The 24058-nt window shown below is 35.8% G+C and carries 24 protein-coding genes and 1 other RNA gene; 20 read left to right on the plus strand and 5 right to left on the minus strand.

Going from position 1 to position 24058, the window contains the following annotated elements; genetic code table 11:
• Positions 1–34: 34 nt before the first annotated feature.
• The 5 genes from rnz (at position 35) to C7K42_RS01855 (ending at position 5169) form a co-directional block, all read left to right on the plus strand.
• Complete coding sequence (gene rnz, locus C7K42_RS01835) at positions 35–982, plus strand: ribonuclease Z (protein ID WP_103099712.1); 948 nt, start codon at positions 35–37, stop codon at positions 980–982.
• A complete protein-coding gene (locus C7K42_RS01840; RefSeq protein ID WP_014124718.1) occupies positions 979–1767 on the plus strand; it encodes an SDR family NAD(P)-dependent oxidoreductase in 789 nt (262 codons plus the stop codon). Before rnz ends, C7K42_RS01840 begins: the two co-directional genes overlap by 4 nt.
• Before the next feature lie 31 nt (positions 1768–1798).
• Positions 1799–2200, plus strand: coding sequence for a LapA family protein (locus C7K42_RS01845; protein WP_014124719.1), 402 nt, complete (start codon positions 1799–1801; stop codon positions 2198–2200).
• A gap of 101 nt (positions 2201–2301) precedes the next feature.
• Positions 2302–4599, plus strand: a complete 2298-nt coding sequence (recJ, locus tag C7K42_RS01850; RefSeq protein WP_061840975.1) for a single-stranded-DNA-specific exonuclease RecJ — start codon at positions 2302–2304, stop codon at positions 4597–4599.
• 57 nt (positions 4600–4656) lie between these two features.
• On the plus strand, positions 4657–5169 hold the full coding sequence (locus C7K42_RS01855; protein WP_014124721.1) for an adenine phosphoribosyltransferase: 513 nt from the start codon (positions 4657–4659) through the stop codon (positions 5167–5169).
• A gap of 74 nt (positions 5170–5243) precedes the next feature.
• Here the strand turns inward: C7K42_RS01855 and C7K42_RS01860 are convergent, their stop codons facing one another.
• Positions 5244–5438: a hypothetical protein gene (locus C7K42_RS01860; protein ID WP_061840977.1), complete on the minus strand. Its 195-nt coding sequence runs from the start codon at positions 5436–5438 to the stop codon at positions 5244–5246.
• A gap of 124 nt (positions 5439–5562) precedes the next feature.
• Entirely contained in the window at positions 5563–6180 is a 618-nt protein-coding gene (gene lexA, locus C7K42_RS01865; protein WP_061840978.1) for a transcriptional repressor LexA, read from the minus strand.
• Positions 6181–6327: 147 nt separating this feature from the next.
• Between lexA and C7K42_RS01870 the strand changes: the two genes are divergently transcribed.
• From C7K42_RS01870 to C7K42_RS01890, 5 genes are all read left to right on the plus strand, one after another.
• Entirely contained in the window at positions 6328–6567 is a 240-nt protein-coding gene (locus C7K42_RS01870; protein ID WP_014124724.1) for a DUF896 family protein, read from the plus strand.
• A gap of 102 nt (positions 6568–6669) precedes the next feature.
• On the plus strand, positions 6670–8667 hold the full coding sequence (tkt, locus tag C7K42_RS01875; protein ID WP_069028917.1) for a transketolase: 1998 nt from the start codon (positions 6670–6672) through the stop codon (positions 8665–8667).
• Positions 8668–8910: 243 nt separating this feature from the next.
• The gene (locus C7K42_RS01880; protein ID WP_014124726.1) at positions 8911–9786 is read left to right on the plus strand and encodes a glucosaminidase domain-containing protein; all 876 of its coding nucleotides are present in this window, start codon (positions 8911–8913) and stop codon (positions 9784–9786) included.
• A gap of 216 nt (positions 9787–10002) precedes the next feature.
• On the plus strand, positions 10003–10449 hold the full coding sequence (locus C7K42_RS01885) for a Fur family transcriptional regulator (RefSeq protein ID WP_014124727.1): 447 nt from the start codon (positions 10003–10005) through the stop codon (positions 10447–10449).
• Between the two features lie 70 nt (positions 10450–10519).
• Positions 10520–11218: a DnaD domain protein gene (locus tag C7K42_RS01890; protein WP_014124728.1), complete on the plus strand. Its 699-nt coding sequence runs from the start codon at positions 10520–10522 to the stop codon at positions 11216–11218.
• A gap of 61 nt (positions 11219–11279) precedes the next feature.
• On the opposite strand, the gene C7K42_RS01895 is transcribed toward C7K42_RS01890, so the two are convergent.
• On the minus strand, positions 11280–13724 hold the full coding sequence (locus tag C7K42_RS01895; protein ID WP_094243576.1) for a PBP1A family penicillin-binding protein: 2445 nt from the start codon (positions 13722–13724) through the stop codon (positions 11280–11282).
• A gap of 1 nt (position 13725) precedes the next feature.
• Entirely contained in the window at positions 13726–14346 is a 621-nt protein-coding gene (recU, locus tag C7K42_RS01900; protein ID WP_014124730.1) for a Holliday junction resolvase RecU, read from the minus strand.
• A gap of 61 nt (positions 14347–14407) precedes the next feature.
• Here recU and C7K42_RS01905 point away from each other — a divergent pair, with 61 nt between their 5' ends.
• The 9 genes from C7K42_RS01905 (at position 14408) to C7K42_RS01940 (ending at position 20808) form a co-directional block, all read left to right on the plus strand.
• Positions 14408–14959 (plus strand): SLOG family protein, encoded by a 552-nt coding sequence (locus C7K42_RS01905; protein WP_014124731.1) that lies wholly within the window; start codon positions 14408–14410, stop codon positions 14957–14959.
• 70 nt (positions 14960–15029) lie between these two features.
• Positions 15030–15503 (plus strand): cell division regulator GpsB, encoded by a 474-nt coding sequence (gene gpsB, locus C7K42_RS01910; protein WP_014124732.1) that lies wholly within the window; start codon positions 15030–15032, stop codon positions 15501–15503.
• 14 nt (positions 15504–15517) lie between these two features.
• Positions 15518–15899: RNase P RNA component class B (gene rnpB / locus C7K42_RS01915), an RNA gene on the plus strand.
• Positions 15900–15979: 80 nt separating this feature from the next.
• The gene (locus tag C7K42_RS01920) at positions 15980–17122 is read left to right on the plus strand and encodes a THUMP domain-containing class I SAM-dependent RNA methyltransferase (protein WP_014124733.1); all 1143 of its coding nucleotides are present in this window, start codon (positions 15980–15982) and stop codon (positions 17120–17122) included.
• A 266-nt stretch (positions 17123–17388) separates the two neighbouring features.
• On the plus strand, positions 17389–17526 hold the full coding sequence (locus tag C7K42_RS12830; protein WP_155224153.1) for a hypothetical protein: 138 nt from the start codon (positions 17389–17391) through the stop codon (positions 17524–17526).
• Between the two features lie 49 nt (positions 17527–17575).
• Complete coding sequence (locus tag C7K42_RS01925; protein WP_041591815.1) at positions 17576–17764, plus strand: type IV toxin-antitoxin system AbiEi family antitoxin domain-containing protein; 189 nt, start codon at positions 17576–17578, stop codon at positions 17762–17764.
• Positions 17765–17806: 42 nt separating this feature from the next.
• On the plus strand, positions 17807–18136 hold the full coding sequence (locus C7K42_RS01930) for a hypothetical protein (RefSeq protein ID WP_014124735.1): 330 nt from the start codon (positions 17807–17809) through the stop codon (positions 18134–18136).
• A 338-nt stretch (positions 18137–18474) separates the two neighbouring features.
• Positions 18475–20178, plus strand: a complete 1704-nt coding sequence (locus C7K42_RS01935; RefSeq protein WP_231834345.1) for a Na/Pi cotransporter family protein — start codon at positions 18475–18477, stop codon at positions 20176–20178.
• 96 nt (positions 20179–20274) lie between these two features.
• A complete protein-coding gene (locus tag C7K42_RS01940; protein WP_014124737.1) occupies positions 20275–20808 on the plus strand; it encodes a DinB family protein in 534 nt (177 codons plus the stop codon).
• 232 nt (positions 20809–21040) lie between these two features.
• On the opposite strand, the gene C7K42_RS01945 is transcribed toward C7K42_RS01940, so the two are convergent.
• Entirely contained in the window at positions 21041–22147 is a 1107-nt protein-coding gene (locus tag C7K42_RS01945) for an IS4-like element ISTeha5 family transposase (RefSeq protein WP_014123848.1), read from the minus strand.
• A gap of 256 nt (positions 22148–22403) precedes the next feature.
• Between C7K42_RS01945 and C7K42_RS01950 the strand changes: the two genes are divergently transcribed.
• Positions 22404–23780: a M20/M25/M40 family metallo-hydrolase gene (locus C7K42_RS01950; RefSeq protein ID WP_014124739.1), complete on the plus strand. Its 1377-nt coding sequence runs from the start codon at positions 22404–22406 to the stop codon at positions 23778–23780.
• The last annotated feature ends 278 nt before the right edge of the window (positions 23781–24058 follow it).

Here is a 24058-nt window from a genome sequence, read left to right on the forward strand (position 1 = left end):
AATTCAGAGTTTAGAAAAGAAAGATAGGTAAATTATGGAACTGGAATTTTTGGGAACAGGGGCCGGTTTACCGGCAAAACATCGTAATGTTACTAGTATTGCGTTACGGCTTTTGGCTGAGCGTAATGCTATCTGGTTATTTGATTGTGGTGAAGGAACTCAGATGCAAATTTTACATACAACAATCAAGCCACGTAAAATTGAGAAGATATTTATTAGTCACTTACATGGTGATCATATATTTGGCTTACCCGGTTTGATTACTAGCCGATCAAACCAAGCAGGAGATAAGCCGCTAGAGATATACGGCCCTAAAGGCATAGAAGACTTTATTCGTACCTCCCTTAAAATTTCGAAAACACATTTAAACTATCCCTTAAAATTTATCGAAATATCAAGTGATGAAGAAACCTTATTTGAAGATGATCAATTTGTTGTGACTTGTAAAAGATTGGACCATGGTGTTGCCAGTTTTGGCTTTCGGGTGACAGAAAAAGATCATAAAGGTGAATTGCAAGTAGAAAAACTAAAAGCTTTGGGTGTTAAACCAGGACCTATCTATGGTAAATTAAAGCAAGGTGAAAGTGTTACTTTAACAGATGGTCAGACAATTAACGGAAAGGATTTTGTTGGTCAAGCTAAAAAAGGACGAGTGGTAACAATTTTGGGTGACACTCGTTATACGGCAAATGCCATTGCTCTAGCTGAAGATGCTGATGTTTTAGTCCATGAAAGTACTTTTAACAAGCATGAAGCCAAACTTGCGAAGGCATATTATCATTCGACAACCCAACAGGCGGCAACAGTGGCTAAAAAAGCGCGAGTGAACCAATTAATTTTAACCCATATTAGCGCTCGCTACCTTAATAAAGATACGATAGAATTGGAAAAAGAAGCGCGAGAAGTTTTTCCTCATACGGTCATAGCAAGAGATTTTTATTGTATGATGATTCCATTTCAAGAAAGGGAGGAAAATCAATGAATTTAAAAAATAAAGTTATTCTAGTTACGGGAGCTTCTTCAGGTTTAGGTGAACAGATTTGTTACGAAGCAGCAAAAAGAGGGGCAATTATCATTGTATGTGCAAGACGTATCCAATTGATCGGTCAAGTAAAAGAAAAATGTAAGCAACTTAGCCAAAATGAAGCTTATGCTTTTCAACTTGACGTTTCAGATCCTGACAGTATTGAGCGTATGTATGAAAGAGTAAAACAAGAAGTAGGGGCTGTCGATTGTTTGGTTAATGATGCAGGCTTTGGCCATTTTGATAATTTTGTCTCTTTTGAACAGGAAAAAATCAGAGAGATGTTTGAAGTGAATGTTTTAGGCTTAATGCTTCTAACGCAACGTGTTGCTTCAGATATGTTAGAAAGTAAACGCGGACATATTATAAATATTGCTTCAATGGCAGGTAAAATGGCTACGCCTAAGTCTAGTATTTATTCTGCGACTAAATTTGCTGTTCTTGGTTTTTCAAATGCTTTACGTTTAGAATTAAAACCATTTGGTATTGCAGTGACAACTGTGAATCCAGGTCCGATTCGAACTGAATTTTTCGACAAAGCCGATCCTAGTGGCAATTATCTGGAAAATGTGGATGCTTTTGTTATAAAACCTAATAAGCTGGCACATAAAATCGTCAAACAGATAAGTCGTCCTAAACGAGAAATTAACCAACCGGCGATTATGGAATTTGCTGCTAGAGCCTATCAACTATTTCCTAAAGTCGGTGATTTTTTAGCAGCGGGTATCTTCAATCAAAAATAGTTTCATTAGTATAAAGTGAGGGAGTGTTTTTATGAAAAGTCAATGGCGAATTATTCTTGGATTTGTTTTAACCTTATTGATTGTATTATTTGCGGTGATGAATAACATGGATGTTCCTATAAATTTTGGATTTTCCCAACTATCAGCACCACTTGTTATTATTATTATTGGGTCAGCATTTTTAGGCGCCATAGTAATTGCATTGGTTGCTACTAGTACGATTTGGCATCAAAGAAAAGAAATCAAATCTTTAAAAAAACAATTAGGTGAACTTGAACAATCACTTGACCAAAAAGTAGCGGATAAACGACAAGAATTAGAACGTGAATACAATAATAAGTTAGCTGCTTTAAAAGCAGACAGTGACCAAAGTGCTGCAGTTGAAGAAGAAACAGCACAAGCAAAGGAAGAAGAACACTCTTCAGATAGTTAATAAAAGCCAGCAAAGAAAGGATGCTTTAACTAAAAATTATCCTTTCTTTGCTTATTTGTTTAGGTTTGCTATAATGTAATGTTGTGGTTAGGAGTGATTGTTTGAAACCAGCGAATTATAATTGGCAACTTCCATCAGATGTAGAATTGCCAGAAGAATTTATTGATCAATTAAAAAAAGAAAAGATACCTAGCTTTTTGGGAAAACTTCTGTGGCAACGTGGGATTCAAAGTCCGCAGGAAATAGCAACTTTTTTTCATCCGTCGCTTGATCAATTACATGACCCATTTCAACTATTTGATATGGAAGAGGCCGTTTCACGGGTGCAACAAGCACTGGAAAATGAAGAAAAAATTTTGGTTTATGGTGACTACGATGCTGATGGTATTACGAGTACATCACTGATAAAAGAAACATTGGAGCTTTTAGGTGCCGATGTTGATTATTATTTACCCAATCGCTTTAAAGATGGATATGGTCCTAATATAGAGGTATATAAAGAAAAAATAACTGAAGGTGTTCAACTGATACTTACAGTTGATAACGGCGTTTCTGGCCATGAAGCAATTGATTTTGCTAACAGTCAGAATGTAGATGTAATCGTTACGGATCACCACGAATTACCCCAGTCATTGCCTGATGCTTATGCTATTATTCATCCGCGTCATCCAGAAGGACAATACCCTTTTGGTGAACTAGCCGGCGTTGGTGTTGCTTTTAAGTTTGCTTGTGCGTTACTTGATGAAGTACCCACAGACTTTTTAGATTTAGTAGCCATCGGTACTGTCGCTGATATGGTTTCACTTACTGATGAAAATCGCGCGTTAGTTGTTTTTGGATTAGAGGCTTTAAAACAAACACAGCGCATCGGTTTGCTTGAATTGTTACGGGGAAGTCAAATCCGTATAGAAGAAGTAGACGAGTCAACCATTGGTTTTGCGATTGCTCCCAGATTAAACGCCTTAGGACGTTTACAAGATCCTAACGAAGCGGTAGAATTATTAACCACTTTTGATCAAGAGAAAGCTTCCTATTTATCTGAACAATTAAATCAAGTGAATACACAAAGAAAAGCAATTACTCAAGAAATAACTGAAGAAGCCATGCGACAATTATCTCCGGATAAAAAAGTTCAAATCATTGCAGGTGAAAATTGGAATGAAGGTGTACTAGGGATTGTAGCAGGAAATATTGCACAAAAAGTAGGAAAACCCACGATTGTTTTGACTCAGACGCAAGAAGGACTCTTAAAGGGTTCAGGACGCAGTGTTGATACAGTTAATTTATTCAAGCTTTTAGACCAAACTCGCGAATTAATGACCAGTTTTGGCGGACACCATGCCGCTGTTGGACTTAGTATACAAAAAGAGAATTTGTCTTTACTAATAAAAAAAGTGAATGAAATACTTGATTCAAATAATATTCAGCCGGCTAATCAACTTTCAGTTGATGCAGTACTTAGCTTGTCAGATGTTAAATTACAACATATTGAAGCGCTGCAAAATTTAGCGCCTTTTGGTATGGATAATCCTTTGCCGTATATTTTGTTTAAAGATTGTTCCGCGATAAATACCCGGACTGTTGGAGCGGATGGCAAACATCTGAAACTGTCCTTAAAAGATTCTTCTGAAGAAAATGTGGAAGGCATCGGCTTTGGTTTTGGTCCTGATATGTTAGAATTTCAAAGTGAATTTATTGATATTGTAGCGCAACTGTCGATTAATGAGTGGAATCATAAACGTATTCCTCAAATTATTTTAAAGGATTATCGTATCAATCACATGCAAGTATTTGACTATCGTTCAAAAAAGCATCAACAAAATCTAACATTTGTAGAGCCAACATTGTTTGTTAGTTTTTCTGAAAAAGAAAGCAAAAAGATTGAGGAAAGAATTGAACATCCGGTAGTCACTTATAAAGATTCACAGGATTTTCTTGCTGCAATAGAAAAGACTACTTTTAATCAGTTGGTACTTTTTAACTGTCCAATACAATTAGAAGAGGCTAAAGCAGCTATTAAAGCAGCTCAAGTCTCACGTGTATTTTTCTTGTGTTCAGCTAAAGATGATGCTTATCTAGATGGCGTAGGCACGCGAGAACAGTATGCTAAGTTATTTCACTTTATCTCCAAACAACAGCAAGTGGATGTGAGATACAAGTTACCCGTTATTGCACAATATTTAGCTATTCCAGAAAAATTATTGTTTTTTATGATTCAAGTGTTTTTTGACTTAGGATTTGTTACAATAACAGACGGGATTATGAATCAAGTACAAGATCCAAAACCTCAAGCATTGACCGAAAGCCAAGCTTATCAAAAACGGTTGAACAAAATCAAAACAGAAGAGTTTTTATTGCTAAGTGATTTACCCTCTTTGAAAAGTTGGTTAGCAACATAAAAAATAAGTATTCGATATTAAAAATATTATACGCACGTTTATTAGGAGGAAAAATAAGTGAATTTAGAAGATTATATTGCAAGTATTCCTGATTATCCCGAAGAAGGCGTTACCTTTAGAGATATCTCACCTCTTATGGCAGATGGTAAAGCTTACCGTGAAGCGGTTAATAAAATTGTTGATTATGCCGATAAAAAACAAATTGATATGGTGGTAGGTCCTGAAGCACGTGGGTTTATCGTAGGCTGTCCCGTGGCTTATGAGGTTGGTGTAGGTTTTGCTCCTGTGCGTAAACCAGGCAAATTACCTCGTAAAACGATTGAAGTAACCTACGATAAAGAATATGGTCAGGATACCTTGACGCTACACGAGGATGCTATTAAACCTGGACAAAGAGTACTTGTTTGTGATGACTTGCTAGCTACTGGCGGCACTGTAAAGGCTACGATAGATCTAGTTGAAAAATTAGGGGGAGTCGTTATCGGTTGTGCTTTCTTGATTGAATTATTAGATTTACATGGAAGAGATAAGATTGAAGACTACGAGATACTTACTTTATTAGACTATTAATCCCTTGTTTTTAAAAGAGTAAAGCGTTATAAAAAGAAGCCTAAAACCATATAAGTTGGTTTTAAGCTTCTTTTTTATGACTTTGTTTGATAACGATGTATTTGACGTTTATATTCTATTTGACTACTCTTTTTATCATCCCAGAGTAATAGCCATAGGGTTATTAAAGGACAGACAAATAAAATTGAAATAAAAAGACCAAAGTGACCGATTGTGATACCGATTAATAATATAACGATCATCAACCCAAAACGACGTATTCCTTTCATAGTAAATTACTCCTTCCTTATATGCGAACAAATGTTTGTAATTCTATTATACGAATATTTGTTCCCTTTGTAAAGCAAAAAAGAAAAGATCTTCATTTTTTTTGAAGATCTTACTGGTATTTTGTTAGAAATGGCGATAGAGACCAACAACTTGTCCTAAGATTTTAACTATTGGCAAAATGATCGGTTCCATAAAATCATTTTCAGGTTGTAAACGAATATGATCCTTTTCTTTATAGAATCTTTTACAGGTTGCTTCTTCATCTTCAGTCATTGCGATGACAATGTCTCCATTTTCGGCAAAATTTTGTTTGCGAACAATGACCTGATCTCCATCTAGAATCCCTGCATTGGTCATACTTTCGCCACGAATAGTAAGCATAAATAATTGCCCATCAAGACTTGTTAAATTAGGCGGAATGGGAAAATAATCTGAAGCTTCTTCAACAGCTAAAATAGGTTCACCAGCTGTGACAGTACCAAGCATTGGAATATTTTCTTGCTGCACACCGATTGCTTCTAATCCTAAAGAAGTTAGCTCAATAGCGCGCGGTTTTGTAGGATCACGTTGAATCATTCCTTTTTTTTCTAAACGTGATAAATGCCCATGAACAGTTGAAGTAGAAGATAAACTAACGCCTTCACCAATTTCCCTAACAGTAGGTGGGTATCCTTTTTGGCTGACACATGTATGGATAAATTTAAGGACTTCAATCTGTCGATTCTCTGTTCGTTTTGCCAAAGTTAACACCTTCTCTCTTTCTTATTAATTAAAGTTTAGCATATGTTGTTATAGAATTCAAACAAACGTTCGCATTAATTTAGATGTTGTTGTTTGTTTTTTTTATTATCCTTGTGTATGATAAAGGTTAGGAAAGGGGCTATAGAAATGATATCAGATGAAAAAATAAATCGTATTAATGAATTAGCAAATAAAAAAAAGACAGAAGGTTTAACAGATAAAGAACAAAATGAACAAGATACACTAAGAAAGGAATATCTGCAAGATTTTCGCGGAGGTATGAGAAAACATATTGAAGGTATGAAAGTTGTGGATCCTGACGGAAAAGATGTTACACCAGAAAAATTAAAGAAAATACAAAAGAAAAAGGGATTACATGATCGTTGATAAGCGGTGTATCCCTTTTCAATTTTAGTTGAAAAAAAGCGATTGATCTTTTATAATGAAATAGTATTAAAAGTAAATTTAACCTAAATAGGAGGGTTCGTATTGTTTGATGAGACTGATGAAATAGGCGTAAATACGCTGCGAACATTGAGTATTGACGCTGTCCAAAAAGCTAATTCAGGTCACCCCGGCTTACCTTTAGGAGCTGCGCCAATGGCTTATGCTTTATGGACAAAATATTTAAAAGTGAATCCGAAAACTTCACGGAACTGGATCGATCGGGATCGTTTTGTTTTATCGGCAGGACATGGTTCAGCTTTATTATATAGTTTATTGCACTGTTCTGGTTATAATATTTCAATAGATGATCTAAAAAACTTTCGCCAGTACGGTAGTCAAACACCAGGCCACCCAGAAGTTGGTGACATCGATGGAGTAGAAGCAACAACAGGTCCTTTAGGTCAAGGTCTTGCTATGGCCGTAGGTATGGCAATGACAGAAGCTCACTTGGCTGCACAATATAATAAAGAAGATTTCTCCATTATTGATCATTATACTTATGCATTAGCAGGTGACGGTGATTTAATGGAAGGTGTATCCCAAGAAGCGTCTTCTTTAGCAGGTCACTTACAATTGGGAAAATTGATTGTTTTGTATGATTCCAATGAGATTTCTTTAGATGGCCCAACTTCTAAAGCGTTTACTGAAAATGTAGGCAAACGTTATGAAGCATATGGTTGGCAATATTTATTAGTGGAAGATGGCACAGACATGGAAGCCATTGCTAAAGCAATAGAACAAGCAAAAGAAAATACAGATCAACCCACTTTAATCGAAGTAAAAACAGTCATTGGTTTAGGTTCACCAAAAGAAGGAACAGCAGCTGTTCATGGTGCTGCTCTTGGTGAGGAAGGTGTTACCGCAGCTAAGCATTTCTTTGGCTGGGATTATCCTGAATTTACAGTGCCAGAAGAAGCAGCCGCTCGTTTTAAGGAAACGATGATAGATCGTGGTGAAAAGGCGGAGGCTGAATGGAACGACTTATTTGCGGCTTACGAGAAGAAATATCCAGATGAAGCAGAACAATTGAAAAAAGCTTTTGCTGGTGAACTACCAACAGATTGGGATAAAGAGTTACCTTATTATGATACAGATAGTGGACAAGCTAGTCGTAAATCCAGCCAGGATGTCATTCAAGCGATTTCTAAAGCATTGCCTTCTTTCTGGGGAGGATCGGCAGATTTGTCTTCTTCAAACAATACAATGGCAACTGACGATCAAGATTTTGCGCCTGGCCAATATGAAGGACGTAATATCTGGTTTGGTGTACGGGAATTTGCAATGGTTGCGATTATGAATGGTATCCAATTACATGGTGGGACCAAGATATATGGTGGAACATTCTTTGTCTTTAGTGACTATTGTCGTCCTGCATTACGTTTAGCAGCTATTCAACATTTACCTACAACTTATGTGTTTACTCACGATTCTGTTGCTGTAGGTGAAGATGGACCTACTCACGAACCGGTTGAACATTTAGCTAGTTTACGTGCTATGCCAAACATGAGTGTTATCCGTCCTGCTGATGGAAACGAAACTCGAGCAGCTTGGAAGATGGCTATGCAGGCTAAAACTCATCCAACAATGCTTGTTTTAAGTCGTCAAAATCTACCCACACTAGCAGGTACAACAGAAGATGCTGAAGAAAATCTAGCTAAGGGTGGATATGTCATTTCTCCACAAAAAGGCAACAAACCGGATGGTATTTTAATTGCGAGTGGTTCCGAAGTTCATCTGGCAGTAGAAGCCCAAGAAAAATTAGCAAGTGACGATATTGATGTTTCAGTGGTTTCTCTTCCAAGTTTTGATTTATTCGAACAACAAAGTGAAGCCTATAAAGAATCTGTTCTACCAAGCGGTATTAAAAAACGTTTAGGTATCGAAGCAGGAGCTTCATTTGGTTGGCATAAATACGTTAAAGACGATGGCGAGTTACTGACAATCGATCGCTTTGGAGCATCAGCCCCAGGTGGTAGAGTATTAGAAGAATACGGATTTACTGCAGAAAACATTGTATCGATTTTTAAATCAATGGACTAGCGCTAAGAAGCACGGAATCTTAGTAAAGTTTCCGTGCTTTTTTGTTATTTTTTCAAAAACTTTTAAAAAATTTTTTAAAAGTTTTTGCCTTTATATCAGTATATAGAAAGATCAATATAAAGAGTTTTTGAATAAAACGGAGTAAAAATGTTGTTTTATTTTCTTTTTTACTTTACAATTATTTTTATAGAATTCTTAATTTTCTTAATAAAGTTTTTTTAAAGTTTTCCGAAGGAGGATGTTATGGTTTACAGAACGCGTAGTGAGCGTCATCAAAAAAAGAGAACGCTTGATAAAAAGTTTAATAAGAAAACAGTATTATCATTAGTAGGTACAGGCTTGGTTATTGCTCCGACTACGGCAGCTTTACTTCCACAGGAAAGCTATGCAGAAGAGTATCAACCATCAGAAAATGAGGCTTCTTATTTAATTAATCAAATTAGTACTTCAGCACAACAAATTGCAGACAGTAATGACTTATATGCTTCTGTTATGATTGCACAAGCTTTGTTAGAAAGCGGGAATGGTAACTCTTCTCTTTCTTCTTCTCCTACATATAACCTATTTGGTGTGAAGGCTTATGGTCAAGAGCCTTCGACTTGGATGTCCACCAAAGAATATGTTGATGGAGAGTGGGAAACTATGGACGAACCATTTAGAGTTTACAATAGTTATGAAGAGTCTTTACAAGATCATGCAGCTGTTTTGAAAGCTTCTAGTTACTCATCTGGTGCTCCTAATTATGAAGGAACTTGGAAAAGCCAAACATCTAGTTATACAGATGCAACGGCTTATCTTACGGGAAGATATGCTACTGATCCGGATTATGGTCAAAAACTTAATGCCTTAATTGAAGCTTATAATTTAACGCAGTTTGATACACCAGCACAAGCTGGGAATACTACAGAGTCGATTCAAGAGACAGAAGTTAGTGCAGAAAGTGAGTCGACTTCTGAAAAAACGCAGACATCTTCTAATACAGGCTCCACCTACACAGTACAGCAAGGCGATACTTTATGGGATATTGCACAAAACCAAGGAATTTCTCTAGATGAGTTAATGGCTAATAATGGACTAACAGACCAAATGGTTACAGTAGGGCAACAATTAAATGTTTAATATTTTTTTCAAGTGCTGAGATATAGAGCCTTAGCAATGATTCATTAATTAACAAATTCAGTTTTTACGGGAAACTCAACTGAATTGAAGAATTTTTCTTCTAGTTATTCAAAGAATGAACATTGCTAGGGATTTTTATCTCAGCCATTTTTGCACGAACTTAACAAAAATGCTAGAAAAAAAGCGAAAGTCATAGTATTATAAAATTAGTAGAAAATGGAGGGGGTCGCATTGAGAAGTTTTGATGAAGCATTACGACGGTTAAAAGAAGAACATATCCGGATCACGCCGCAACGCAAAGCTATTCTAGAGTTTTTAGCTCACTCAAATGAACATCCCACTGCTGAGACGATCTATAAATCAATTGAAGATAAGTTTCCTGGAATGAGTGTAGCAACAGTTTATAATAACTTAAAGTTATTTACTAAAATTGGCTTAATAAGAGAAATGAATTATGGAGACGCTTCTAGTCGGTTTGACTTTTTTACAGAACTTCATTATCATGCAATTTGTAGAAATTGTGGACAAATGACTGATTTTTACTATCCAGGTTTAGAAGATGTGGAAATGGCAGCTGGAAAATTAACAGGCTATAATATCGATAGCCATCGTTTGGAAGTATATGGACTTTGTCCAAGATGCCAAACAAGAATTGAAAAATAATATAATAAAAAAGCTGTTTCTATTAAAAAGAAAGAAACAGCTTTTTCGTAACTTATAAAGGAGCATTTTTATGATTTCATTACAAGATTATTTAAAGGGTGGACAAACTGTACTTTCCAACCTTTTAATTGAACACTACAGGCAATTGGGATTAAGCAATGATGAATTTATTTTATGGATTCAGCTATATAAATATCATGAATTGGGTAATGATTTTCCTGATTTAGCTCCTATTGCGGAAAATATGGGCTGTGACCAAAAAGAAATTTATAATTTATTGAATCAACTGGTAGAAAAACAAGTGATCACTATTGAATCGGAAAAAAATAGGCAAGGAATTAGAAATGATTTTTATGATTTTTCAGCTATTTTTGAAAAACTGGAATTACTGCAAAGCCAAAAACGCAAAAAAGAAGGAGAAAAAGACTACGAGCAAAAGATCCGATCTTTGTATCAATTGTTTGAAAAAGAATTTGGTCGAGCGTTATCGCCAATTGAGTTTCAACGCATCGGTCAATGGATCGAGGAGGATCAATATTCTCCAGATTTAATACGTTTAGCTTTAAAAGAAGCTGTTTTAAATCAAGCTTATAGTTTAAATTATATTGATCGCGTTTTGCTCTCTTGGGAACGGAAAAACATTACGACTGAGCAACAAGTAGAAGAAGAACAAAAAAAACGTAAAAGGAATATGATGAAAAAAGAAAGTAGTAGGAATGAAAAAGACTTACCAAATGTTTCTTTACATAATTGGTTAGAAGACGAATGACTTTCATCAAGTGAAAATAAAAAAACGGCAAGAGAGTTTTATTGCTCTCTTGCCGTTTTTGTTATTCCGAAGACTCCTCTTGATTCCCATCATCACCTGTATCAGGTGGACTTTCTTCTTCGTTTCCGCCTCCGTTTTCTTCACTACTTCCTCCATCATCGTTGTTTCCTTCATCAGGTTCACTAGTATCTGGTTCCTCTTCAGGTGGATTTTCTTCTGATGATGAAGGTTCTTCTTCTGGTTCGCTGCTTGGTTCTGAACTATCTTCTTCTTGAGATGATTCTTCTTCTGTTTCCGTTGTTTCTTCCTCTTCTTCAGTTGTTGAAGAACTTTCTTCTGATTCGCTAGTTGGTTCTGTTTCTGTATTACTTTCTTCTTCTGTCTCCGTCGAAGGCGCTTCTGATGTCTGTGATGGTCTTTGCGAAGAAGGAGTGGAAGAAGATGATGGTGCGCTTCGTCTTGTCCTTCTTGAAGTTGAAGGTGTATCATCTTGTCCTTTTAAGTAAAGTTCTTTTCCAATACGAACCAAACCATCAGGCATTGTCCAATCGTTATTTTCGACAGAAGACGATACATATTCCATTAATTCACGATAAACATCAGAGGCTACATGGGAAGATTCGCTAGTTACAGGCGTCATTTTATCATTATAACCTGTCCATACCGCTAACGAATAGTTTCTAGTATAACCGACAAAGTTAGAATCTGGTGAAGGAGAGGATGGATTACCCTCAAGCTTTTCTAATTCCTCATCTGTGTAATTAGAAGTCCCAGTTTTACCGGCTTGGTATAAACCGGAAATTGCGGCATTCGTTCCTGTACCATCAGAATCTGTAATCACGTCTTTTAAGATGTCTGTGACCATGTAAGCTGTTGTGTCTTCCATAGCTTTCTGACCTTCAACCTCAAAAGCATCTGTTTCTTCAGAACCGTCTTGATAAACGATTTTATTAACATATTGTGGTTCATAATATGTTCCACCGTTAGCAAGGGCGCCATAAGCAGCCGCCATTTTCAGACTAGATATACCATAATTAGCACCATCTTGTTCATCAGCGTTGCTTGATATAGCATTTGATTGATTTAAATTTTTGTATTGTATCCCCACATTTTCCAAAAATCCTTGAATCGAATCGGTGCCTACGTCTGCAAAAAGTTTAGCTGCAGGGATATTTCTTGAAAGCACAAGGGCTTTACGCAACGTCATAGACCCCATAAAAGAGTTGTCCCAATTATTGATTTGGGTATCGCTACCTTCATAAGAATAAGGTTCATCAACAATGGTTTTAGCTGTTGAATATTTTTTAAATTCAAAAGCTGGCCCATAGTCAACTATTGGTTTTACCGTGGAACCGAAATCTCTTGAGGTATTAACAGCTAAGTTGTTGCCTAAAACCGTTCCTTCTTTAACATTTCTGCCACCGATTTGTGCTTTAACCTGGCCAGTATCTGGCTCAATCAGTGTAGAAGCTACTTGCATTTTCTCATCAGGGTAATCAACATATTCATCAGAGTTTACAATATCGTATAGATGTTTTTGCGCATCCTCATCCAAATTTGTATAAATATTAAGTCCATCTCGATATACATCTTTTCCGGTTTTATCTTCAACTTCTTTGATGACTTCTTTTGTATAATTGTCATAATACTTCCCGTCATCATCGTCTTCTTCTAGTTCTTGCAGATCATCATCAATTGGTGTATTACTGGCATCATCATATTCTTGTTGCGTGATTTTGTCATTATCTAACATTGTATATAAAACAGTATCACGTCGCTCTTTTGCTTCTTCTTGATGTTCATAAGGGTCATAATAATTGGGCGCATTTGGCATGCCAGCAATCATCGCAGTTTGCGCAAGCGATAGTTCCTCCAAAGGCTTGCCATAAAAGGACTCTGCTGCTGTTTGCATACCATAAAGGCCGTTTGACATGTACACTTTATTGATATAATAAGTTAAAATTTCTTGCTTAGATTTTTGCCGTTCTAATTTAACTGCTAACCAAGCTTCTTGAGCTTTACGTTTTAGCGTTTGATCTTTTTCGCTGGTAGAAAAATAGGAAAGTTTGATCAGCTGTTGGGTTAAAGTACTTCCTCCTTGTTTTCCTCCTGTAGTGACATTAGAAAAAGCGGAACCTGCAATCCTTATTGGATCGACCCCGATATGTTTATAAAAACGACGATCTTCAATTGATACAATCGCATCTTCTAATTGTTGGGGAACATCGGTCGGGGAAATTTCTTCACGTTTTTCTGAACCGATATCCTGGAAAATCTCTCCATTTGCAGCATACAGTTTGGAAGAGACGGTTGCATCTAGCTCGTCTTCGCTCAGCTCAGGTGCGTCTTTTGCATAAAACATAAACAGACCGGCTCCAGCAACTAAAACGATACAAGCAAAGATAAACAAAGAAATAATAATTTTAAGTAAAATAGAGCCGACACCGCGCTTTTTGGGTTTATCTTGCTTATGTCGACTGACTCGTGAATCTGATTGATTTGCCATGTTAGTTTTTCTCCTTTGCTTGCAAATACTGATCAACTGCTTCTAAATAAGGAATGCGTGGTGCTATTTTAGGTTGGATTTCGATAGCATTCTTTTCAATAGCAGTTATTGGCATTGATTTTTTTTGATTTTCTTTATTACGCCAATAATAAACAAGCTGTTTACTATCTAAGAAAAAGCAACGTTTTAACGACGAAAACCATAATAAAACAAAACATAAACCGTCTTGTTCCATACATTTTTCCATATGAGCAATCTGATGCTCATGGAAGTTTTTAAGCGGAAATGATGTCTTATTTTTGGTTTCTTTTGCTTCAAAATCAAGATAGTAACCTTTATATACGCCATTATAATCGGTGGTAGAGGCCTCTTTAAAGTAAGCTTCTCTAATAACAGCAGCGCTTCTTTTGGGGTAATCTACTTTTACTATTTGTAGTGGTATTGGTTTTTTATGTATCACAGCAAGATTGTGATTACGATAATAATCATTACTTTGATTAATCGCGTCTTCAAAACGCATCCCACGATTGGCAAAATTAATTGATTTATCTTTTCCTTGCATTTTTTGTTTTGACGCTTCATTATAGTGGCTAGGATGGCCATTGGGATAATGAAAGACCATGATTCTCACACTCCTAGACCATATTATACCAAAAAGATAAAAAGAAAGAAAAGGTAATATTATGCAAGCTGTTCACACATTGTTCGTTACCGGTTATAGAAGCTTTGAGTTAGGCGTTTTTCAAGAAACAGATCCTAAAATAAAAGTTATTAAGAAAGTTATAAAAACAACGCTCGAACAGTATTTAGAAGAAGGATTACAATGGGTTATCATAGGTGGTAATTTAGGTGTCGAAATTTGGACAGCTCAACTGATTGATGAATTAAAAGAAGAGTACCCAGAATTGAAATTTTCAATCATTTATCCTTACTTGGAATTTGGCGATAATTGGAATGAAGCAAACCAAGCGATGTTACAAAAAATTGTAGAAAAAGCTGATTATGTAGATGCTGTGAGCCATTTATCTTATAAAGATCCAAGTCAATTAAAAAATCATACACACTTTTTACTTACTCATGTAGATGGTGCTATTGTTGTATATGATGATGAATTTTCTGGTAAAAGTACTTATTTTGTACACGACGCAAGAGAATACGCTGAAAAGCACAATTTTTTACTCCATTTAATTACAATGGATGATTTACAAAATGCAGTTTTCGATGATTCTGTTTGATTTATTCTTTTTTTTTGGATAGAATAGAATTGAGATAAGAAGTAGTACAAACAAACAATGAGGTGGAAAAATGGCAAATATAACATATACTCCTAAAGATATTTTACAGCAAGAGTTTAAAACAAAAATGCGCGGCTACGATCCTGTGGAGGTTGATGAATTTTTAGATGGCGTCATTAAAGATTACGAAGCTTATAATAAAGAAATTTTAACGCTACAAGAAGAAAATGATCGTTTGAATGCAAAAATTGCGCAATTAAGTAAGAATCAAGCGACAAATTCACGGAACCAATCAGAAAGTACTTCAAAAAGTCAGACAGTAACGAATTTCGATATCCTAAAACGTTTGTCTAATTTGGAAAAAGAAGTTTTTGGTAAAAAATTAGATCAAGAAGAAAATGAGGAAATACGTACTTCTCAATCGACTGACGACTATAGTCGCTCTAATGATACTCGCTTACGAGATAATCGGACAACTGAAAGTCGATCAAATACTAACCGTTCATCAGGTGACGATGATCTAGAAAAAACGCGTCAGTTTTAAAATATAAAATTGTGGTTTTCGGATAATCGCGGTTTGAGTAAATCTAACTGAGGAAAGTCCATGCTCACACAGACTGAGATGTCTGTAGTGTTCGTGCTCAGCGAAAAAATAAGCTGAGGTATTTCATTTATTTAAGATAACGGCAGGAAAAAAAGCTAAGGTGTATTTTATACACTATGCTTGAGTATCCTTGAAAGTGCCACAGTGACGAAGCAATAAGAGAAATCTTATTGGTGGAACGCGGTAAACCCCTCGAGTGAGCAACCCAAACAAAGGTCGGGGCGCTTTTTGCGGCGGAATTCAACGCTAGCAAAAAGACAATGTTTCATTGTAGACAGATGATTATCCAAGTTATCTTGCCCTGTAAGATGACTGGACAAAACATGGCTTATAGAAAATCACAATAAACAGGGAAAAAATCCTTCCAGTACGGGAGGTTTTTTTATTAAAAAATGAAAATTATTTCGGAGGAAATTATGGAAGATAACCAACGCCTTAATCTGATAGCAACTGCAGCAAGCGGATTGGAAGCTCTAACAGGAAAAGAATTGCGAAACTTAGGAATTGATTGTCAAGTTGAAAATGGGCGTGCACGTTTTCAAGGAACCGTAAAAACCATAGCGGAAACGAATTTATGGTTACGAACAGCTGACAGGGTAAAAATTGTTGTGGGAGAATTTGACGCTTATAGTTTTGATGAACTATTTGAAAAAGTTAAAGCTTTGCCATGGGAAGAATACTTACCTTTAGATGCTGCTTTTCCAGTAGCTGGTAAGTCAATTAAATCTAAATTGTATAGCACGCCTGATTGTCAGGCGATCACTAAAAAGGCAATCGTAGAACGAATGAGAACTTATTATCATCGTCCACAAAACGTTCCTTTAGTTGAAACAGGTGCATTGTATAGCTTAGAAGTGACTTTACGTAAGGATCATGTGATGATATTGTTAGATACAACGGGTCCGAGTTTATTTAAGCGTGGTTATCGTCTAGAAAAGGGTGGAGCACCCTTAAAAGAGAACATGGCTGCAGCTTTAGTTAAGTTGACAAATTGGTATAAAGATAAACCTTTCGTTGATCCTGTATGTGGTTCGGGGACTTTATGTATTGAAGCAGCATTGATCGGACATCAACTTGCACCAGGTTTTAATCGAGATTTTGCTTGTGAGCAGTGGGAGTGGGTGCCGGATGTAATATTTGAACAAGCGCGTAATGAAGCAGAGCAAGCAGCTGATTATGATGTTGAATTAGATATTACAGGTTTTGACATTAATGGTGAAATGATTGATATTGCCCGGGCCAATGCTGATGAATTAGGATTAGGAGATTCAATCACATTTAAGCAACAAGCCCTAAAAGATTTTAGTACCGAAAAAGAGGACGGCGTTATTGTTGCCAATCCACCTTATGGTGAGCGTTTAGGTGAAGAAGACAGCGCGCGTAAACTTTATCAAGAAATGGGAGAGGTATTCAAACCGCTAACAAGTTGGAGTAAGTATATTTTAACTAGTGATTTAGCTTTTGAAGATTTTTACGGTCAAAAAGCGACAAAAAAGAGAAAATTATACAACGGGTCGTTGCGAACAGACCTGTTTCAGTACTGGGGACAACGTAAATAATAGTGTCGAGAAAGATTGATATGACAGTCTTTCTCTCTTTTTTTATTTTCTGAATTTTAACTCTTACACGATTTATTTAATTTTCCAAAATTCATTACAAGTATCAGCTCAGCTGTTTCAACACTTTTAGCTTCTGTAAGTAGTTTATTGAAATCCTTAAAGAATTAATTGATAATGGTACAGGTTTGGCGAGTGTGGTGATGCGATTATTTACGAAATTGATGATATCAAAGTTTATGGTGGATTTTATGACGATGTAAGCGCCGTTGACACAATGTTTATTAAATGAAGATGTGGCTTGGAAAGATATTATTAATCTGCATTCAGTTGTTGTACCTGAAACGGAATCAGGATCCTATATCAGTGATGAACCAACCGAAATGAGTGAAGAAATAATACGTTGATTGTTGTATAGAATGTGAATTTTGGTATGATAATATTGAGGTGATAGCCGTGATTCAGTCGCAATTAATCGAACTGTTCGAGGAATATCATGGGATTTTGACAACGCAAATGACAAAAGAATATGGTGTTGCTGATTCGACGCTTAGAAAAGCAGTCGCCCGAAATGATATTCAAAAGTATTGTCGCGGCATTTATTTCTTAGATAATTTTTATTTTGATGATATTTATATGCTCTAATTAAAGTACTCTAAAAGTGTTTTTTCTCATGAAACAGCGATTATGCTGCATTGGTTAAGCACAAATTATTCATTGGTTTACCATATATCATTTCCAAAAGGGTATCATTTAACCAATGCTAGTAAACAAAATATTAAGTCTCATTATATTTCAAAAAAAGAATTGACTGATGAATATATTGATGTGGTGGAAAGTTTGGATTCAAATCCACTAATGGTTACCAATTTGAAGAAAACGGTTGTCGATATGTTGAGATATACAAAAACTTCTCCAAACGTTGTAGAAGAAATAGTGGATAATTACTTGAGTAGAGAAGATAAAAATATTGAACGGTTAAAAGAATACGGAAGACATTCAATATTAGAGGAGTAATTAACAACAAGGTTTTGACCATTGCTAAATAAACAGAAAATGAAAAAAATCATTCGACAAAAATCAAAAGAAACGGGATTGGCCCCACAATAGCTAGACGGTATTACTAAGGAAATAAATCAAAGAATCAGAAATACAAGGGAAGATACAAAATATCAGAACTTTTCAACTTAATGATCATATTTAGTTAGAATGCTAAAAGTTTATCATTTATAAGTTTTTCTCAAAACTTCCTTTCTTTTCAGCAAGGGTTTCTTTAAAATGGGGGGTGGGTTAAAATAAAAAAGAAAATTCTATAGCTATGTTTTTATTATAGGTAAAATATGGAGGTAAACGTATTGGACGCACAACAGATCATATTTCAATTCATAGGAGGAATCGGGATCTTCTTATTCGGATTGAAATATATGGGAGATGGGCTGCAAAAAGCCGCTGGTGATAACCTCAGAAGTATTTTAAATACATTTACTTCCACTCCTTTGAGAGCTGTCTTAGCTGGTGCTATTGTTACTGCCCTTATCCAAAGTAGTACAGGGACTACGGTACTTACTGTTGGTTTAGTTAGTGCAGGGTTTATGTCTTTAACTCAAGCGATTGGTGTTATAATGGGTGCCAATGTTGGTACCACGATTACAGCTTTTATTATCGGTTTGAATATTAGTGACTATGCGCTTCCAATCATAGGAGCAGGCGCTTTATTTCTGTTTTTCTTTAAAAACCAGTTGATTACCAGTATTGGACAAATTATTTTTGGTTTTGGTGCGCTGTTTTATGGTTTAGATTTAATGGGTAGTGGACTTGAGCCATTGCAAAATCTTCAAGCATTTAGTGATTTAATGCTTTGGTTGTCTAATAATTCATTTTTAGGTATCCTAACAGGGTCAGTTATGACACTTATTTTACAAAGCTCTTCTGCTACTACAGGGATTTTGCAGCAATTGTTTTCTCAAGATGCGATGACGATAGAAGCTGCTTTACCTATCCTTTTTGGTACCAATATAGGGACAACATTTACATCCATTCTTGCTGCAGTGGGGGCTAGTCTTGCCGCCAAAAGGACAGCACTGGCTCATGTTATTTTTAACGTTTTTGGAACAATTTTTGCTATGGTGCTTTTTACCCCTTTTACCATGGTTTTAAATACCTTGACGAATACACTTCGCTTAAACCCTGAGTTACAGATTGCTTTTGCCCATGGGCTTTTTAATTTGTTATCGGTAGGTATAATGATTTGGTTTACACCACAATTGGCAAGAGTCGTAAGTAAAATTATTCCTGGTGAAGAGGATACGATTGAAATGTATGAACCAAATTTAGACTACTCATTGGTTCAAAGATCGCCAGTTATCGCATTGGATCAAACTAAACATGAAATCATTCAATTGGGACAATTCGTGTTAGAAGAGTATGATACAATGTTTGATTACTACCTTAAACAAAATAAGAAAAGTTACGATCATGTACTTAAAATAGAAGATGTCGTAGATCGTATAGATATTCAAATAACAGAGTATCTGATGTATATTTCAGGAGAAAGTTTACCCGCTAGAAATTCTAATGAACATGCGCAAATGGGTGAAATAGGGAAATACTTAGAACGTATAGGTGATCATACTGAAAACATTCTGAAAAATATTGAAGAAGTTAATGCTGCTGAGAAGTTACAGAAAAAGAATGGAAACAGCGATCGTAAGAATATGTTATACAATGAAAATTTGCTTGAATTATTCAACTTAGTTAAACAAAATGTCCAAGAAGCGATGCAAGCTTATGAAACAGAAAGTCATTCTATTGCGGGTAAAGTTATCAAAAGAGAAAAAGATGTGAACAATCTGGAAGAAAGTATCCGAAGCACATATATTTCTAATTTGAACAAAGGGATTGGTAAACCTTCCGATGGGATTTTATTTGTGGATATTGTTTCTAACTTAGAACGTATATCAGACCATTCTGTTAAAATTGCTAAACACAGTTTAGGAATAAGGCAACCCTTTTCAAAAAGAATTATAAATAAAAAAGGGGAAGAATTTGTAAAAGTATAGAATGAATATAAAAATTGCTAAATATATTCTCTCTTTAAAACAGACTTTTGAAAGTTGATTTAAAGGGAGTTTTTTTATAGATAAAAGGAGATATTTATGATGGAAAGCAATCAGGCGTTAATAGATAATATTAAATTTCAATTCGATATTTCTAAAAAGCTTCTTGAATATCATCTTGATTCACTCAGCCAAGATGAATATTTATGGCGTTCACCTAACTGTGGGCTATATATTCAAAAAATAAATGGCAACTGGTATGCTAACTTCCCTGAACATGAAAATTATGAGCTCGGAACACCCAGTGTTGCTTGGACGTTGTGGCATATAACGTTTTGGTGGAAGATGGTCTTTAATCACTCTTTTGGTAATGGAACATTAACAAAAGAAGACATAGATGTTTATGAAAATGTGGAATCAGTTAAGATAAGCATTAACTCTCTAATAGAAAGATGGCAAGAAAAGTTAGATAGTGTAACAGAAGAAGAGCTATATAGTAAAAGTTACAGTGAATTCCCATTTAACAATACAGTGGAATTTCATAAATTGGCTGCTTGGTTAAATCTTGAATTGATGAAAAATGCTTCTGAAATTGGTTACGTTAGGTTCGAGTATGCTTCATATCGAAATTAGAAAAGTCGATGATAATATATGGATACAAAACGTATATATTTTAAAGCTGCAGAACATTTAAATTATATTTTGCTACACTAGTGGTGCATTAATATGATCAGAATATTCAGATTTTAACTTTTTTCTAAAAAATGACAAAAAAATCAAATGCTTGCGCAAAGGATGACTTTTCCAGAAAAAAATTTTCATTATTTATCTGAATACTATTGCAACAACGACAAATGCTATTTCGTCACGTAGGAACGAGCAACACCCATAATTCTTCAAAAGGTTGAAAAAGCAAGTGTTTCAATAGACGCTTGATTTGAAAAGGAGATTTCTTACTTCCTGTCTCCACTTTGAGTAAATACGTCAGTAGACTGGCAATCATGGCGAGAATGATTTGATTGCTTACCCCTTTTTCACTGTGGGAAAATAGCTTTTTTATCGTCATATGTTGCTTGATGTGCTTAAAAAATAGTTCAATTTGCCAACGAGCTTTGTACATGTCGGCCACTTCTTGGGCGGTCACATCAAAACGGTTAGTGACAAAACGTAATTGTTTTCCCTTTTCATCCTGAATCGTCACTAAGCGAAACGGGGAGGTTAAATAAACCTGCGTACCTAACACCACCATTTGGTCACGCAAAATGTTTTTACTCTGAGAAGTATCATAAGTTTCTCTGACATGGATTTTGGTGTTTTTCTTCACTCTTGTGACGAAAAAATAGCCATCGGCTTCCATTTCATCCAGTCGCTCGTAATCAATATAACCACGGTCAAAGATATAGGTCGCTTCCGGTTGATTGACAAAAACTTCTAAGTGATTGTCATCATGTTCAACCGCATTCGTGACTTCAAACTGATCCGGATACAAGTGTTCTTTATCCATAAAACAAAGTTTTAAGTGAAGCTTGATCCCCGCTTTGGTTGAGCGAAAGTCCGCCCAAGGATATCGAGTGGTATTTAACGGAAAGGTAGAAGAATCCACGAGATAGAGCGCATTTCGTTTAGTCACCGGTGTTTTTGACCGTGCTTTTTCCAGTAACTGTGCGAAAATCGCCCACAAAATTTCGTCATCCATCTGGGCGAGCTCACGGGAAAGCTGCGAATGGCTGATGGCATCTAACGCCATGGTCTGTTGTAGATCAGGGGAAACAAATGCCGTATCCATTTCACGTAAACTTTCACACTCATGATCGATGCCATAGAGAAACACCTTCAAAAAGTGTTCAAAAGCAAATTTTTTATGATACTTGTCGGCTTGAGAAATTTTCTCACGAATAGAAAAAGGTAATTTTTTGAAATTTATGTTCGAAAACCATTTATTAAAAGCTGAAATTGTTTTATACTTATCCATATTAAGTTCCTTTGTATTGGTCTTGGATAAGTCATCCAAGCTCAGTATAAAGGATTTTTTTATGAATGAAAATAGTGTGAAACATAAAGAGCTAATTTAAAATGTTTCATGCACCACTAGTGATTTTGCTAGTAAATTCCATTTTATTTTATTATTGGCGTTGACACTGTTCTTTAATTGGCGTAATCTTTAAAACATATTGAATTTTCTAATTATTTAAAAATTAGTTAATGAGTAAAAGGTAAGGAGTGAGTATATGAGTCAAATTAGTACAGAAGAAATCAAACGTATTTCAGACAAAAATATGGCGCGTTTTTATGATTACTTAAGGTTAGAATCAGTGTCAGCTCAAGGAAGACAAATTAACCAAACAGCCGAAGCTGTACAATCATTTATTGAAAATACTGGAGGAGAGGCAAAGGTTTTAGCATTAGAAGGTGCTCATCCAGTTGTTTATGGTTTTTTTGCGGCTGGACCATCTGGTGATGCTGAGAAGACATTATTATTTTATGACCATTATGATGTACAACCAGAAGACCCATTAGATGAGTGGAACACTGTGCCTTTTGAACCGACTGAAAAAGATGGCCTTTTGTATGCTCGCGGTGTATCCGATAATAAAGCTAATTTTGTGGCCCGCATCAATGCGATAGAAGCCTATAAAAATACAGAAGGGGGATTACCTGTTAATGTCAAGTTCTTCGTCGAAGGAGAAGAAGAAATCGGGAGTCCTCATGTAAATGATTATCTTGAAGCCTATGCTGATTTATTTGCTGCCGATGTTTGTATATGGGAGTCAAGTTCGAAAGATTCTGAAGAACGTTTGAAGATTTCAGCAGGCGTCAAAGGTATTGCTTATTATGAAGCTCGTGTAAAGAGTGCTGATATTGATATGCATTCATCTTTAGCGGCTATTGCTGACAATTCAGCATGGCGTTTAGTTCAAGCTTTAGCAAGTATGAGAAATGTTAACAACGAAATTACAGTAGATGGTTTTTATGACATGATGACAGCTCCAACAGATCTTGAAAAAAGGGTAGCTAATCGTATACCTTTTGATCCTGAAGCTAGTAAGCAAACTTACGGTTTGAAGCACCCATTGATTACAGATCAATTGCCGTATACACCCGAAGAAGCTTTGGTTTTTTATCCGACGTTAACGATCAGTGGTTTATTATCTGGTTATACGGGCCCTGGTGCTAAAACCATCTTGCCTAGACAAGCCATGGCAAAAATTGATGTTCGTTTAGTTCCTGGATATGAGCCTGATAAGGTAACAGAACTATTGAGGAAACACTTAGATAGTAATGGTTTTGAAGATGTTGCCTTAGAGCTGATCACATCAGTTATGCCGTTTAGAACAAATTTAGAAGATCCTTTTGTAGAAATTGTTATTGACTCTGCAAAAAAAGTCTATGGGGAGGATAAAGTTGTTTTAGAACCTAATTCTGCTGGAACGGGTCCTATGTACGGTTTTGGCAAGTATTTAAATGTTCCTATTCTTGGAAGTGGCACTGAATGGGAAAAATCCGGAGCACACGCCCCGAATGAAAATATTCGTTTGGCTGATTTCTATCAAGGGGTAGAGCATATGGTTGTTCTACTGGATCGTTTTAAAAATTCGGAAAAATAGTCAGAGATTACAGAAAATGATACCAAGGAAGACAATGAAGGTCTTTTTCCTTGGTCTTTTTCTAGTTTCATAGGTCAACTTACTTGATTTTTATTTTTTGATAGCGCTTTTTCTGTTAAAATAAAAGAAATAGTAGTTGTTTATCTTTATAAACTAAAAAATTAAGAAGGGGTAATAGTGGAAAAAAATCGGACAACAACTTATAGTCCGCTTAGAGACAATGTATTAGATGTCGCATTTTACCTACAAAGAATCGGTGGAGGGAAACTTGAAAATTA

It is taken from the genome of Tetragenococcus halophilus subsp. halophilus DSM 20339, assembly GCF_003841405.1.
Lineage (GTDB): Bacteria > Bacillota > Bacilli > Lactobacillales > Enterococcaceae > Tetragenococcus > Tetragenococcus halophilus.

Excerpts from the sequence above, each read along its gene's own strand:
- C7K42_RS01885 (WP_014124727.1), top strand. The coding sequence starts at position 10,003 with ATGGAGGGGGTCGCATTGAGAAGTTTTGATGAAGCATTACGACGGTTA.
- C7K42_RS01890 (WP_014124728.1), top strand. The coding sequence starts at position 10,520 with ATGATTTCATTACAAGATTATTTAAAGGGTGGACAAACTGTACTTTCC.
- C7K42_RS01930 (WP_014124735.1), top strand. The coding sequence starts at position 17,807 with ATGCTGCATTGGTTAAGCACAAATTATTCATTGGTTTACCATATATCA.
- C7K42_RS01870 (WP_014124724.1), top strand. The coding sequence starts at position 6,328 with ATGATATCAGATGAAAAAATAAATCGTATTAATGAATTAGCAAATAAA.
- C7K42_RS01950 (WP_014124739.1), top strand. The coding sequence starts at position 22,404 with ATGAGTCAAATTAGTACAGAAGAAATCAAACGTATTTCAGACAAAAAT.
- C7K42_RS01880 (WP_014124726.1), top strand. The coding sequence starts at position 8,911 with ATGGTTTACAGAACGCGTAGTGAGCGTCATCAAAAAAAGAGAACGCTT.
- recU (WP_014124730.1), bottom strand. The coding sequence starts at position 14,346 with ATGGTCTTTCATTATCCCAATGGCCATCCTAGCCACTATAATGAAGCG.
- C7K42_RS01905 (WP_014124731.1), top strand. The coding sequence starts at position 14,408 with ATGCAAGCTGTTCACACATTGTTCGTTACCGGTTATAGAAGCTTTGAG.
- C7K42_RS01945 (WP_014123848.1), bottom strand. The coding sequence starts at position 22,147 with ATGGATAAGTATAAAACAATTTCAGCTTTTAATAAATGGTTTTCGAAC.
- C7K42_RS01860 (WP_061840977.1), bottom strand. The coding sequence starts at position 5,438 with ATGAAAGGAATACGTCGTTTTGGGTTGATGATCGTTATATTATTAATC.
- C7K42_RS01845 (WP_014124719.1), top strand. The coding sequence starts at position 1,799 with ATGAAAAGTCAATGGCGAATTATTCTTGGATTTGTTTTAACCTTATTG.
- rnz (WP_103099712.1), top strand. The coding sequence starts at position 35 with ATGGAACTGGAATTTTTGGGAACAGGGGCCGGTTTACCGGCAAAACAT.
- C7K42_RS01940 (WP_014124737.1), top strand. The coding sequence starts at position 20,275 with ATGATGGAAAGCAATCAGGCGTTAATAGATAATATTAAATTTCAATTC.
- C7K42_RS01895 (WP_094243576.1), bottom strand. The coding sequence starts at position 13,724 with ATGGCAAATCAATCAGATTCACGAGTCAGTCGACATAAGCAAGATAAA.
- gpsB (WP_014124732.1), top strand. The coding sequence starts at position 15,030 with ATGGCAAATATAACATATACTCCTAAAGATATTTTACAGCAAGAGTTT.
- C7K42_RS01920 (WP_014124733.1), top strand. The coding sequence starts at position 15,980 with ATGGAAGATAACCAACGCCTTAATCTGATAGCAACTGCAGCAAGCGGA.
- C7K42_RS01840 (WP_014124718.1), top strand. The coding sequence starts at position 979 with ATGAATTTAAAAAATAAAGTTATTCTAGTTACGGGAGCTTCTTCAGGT.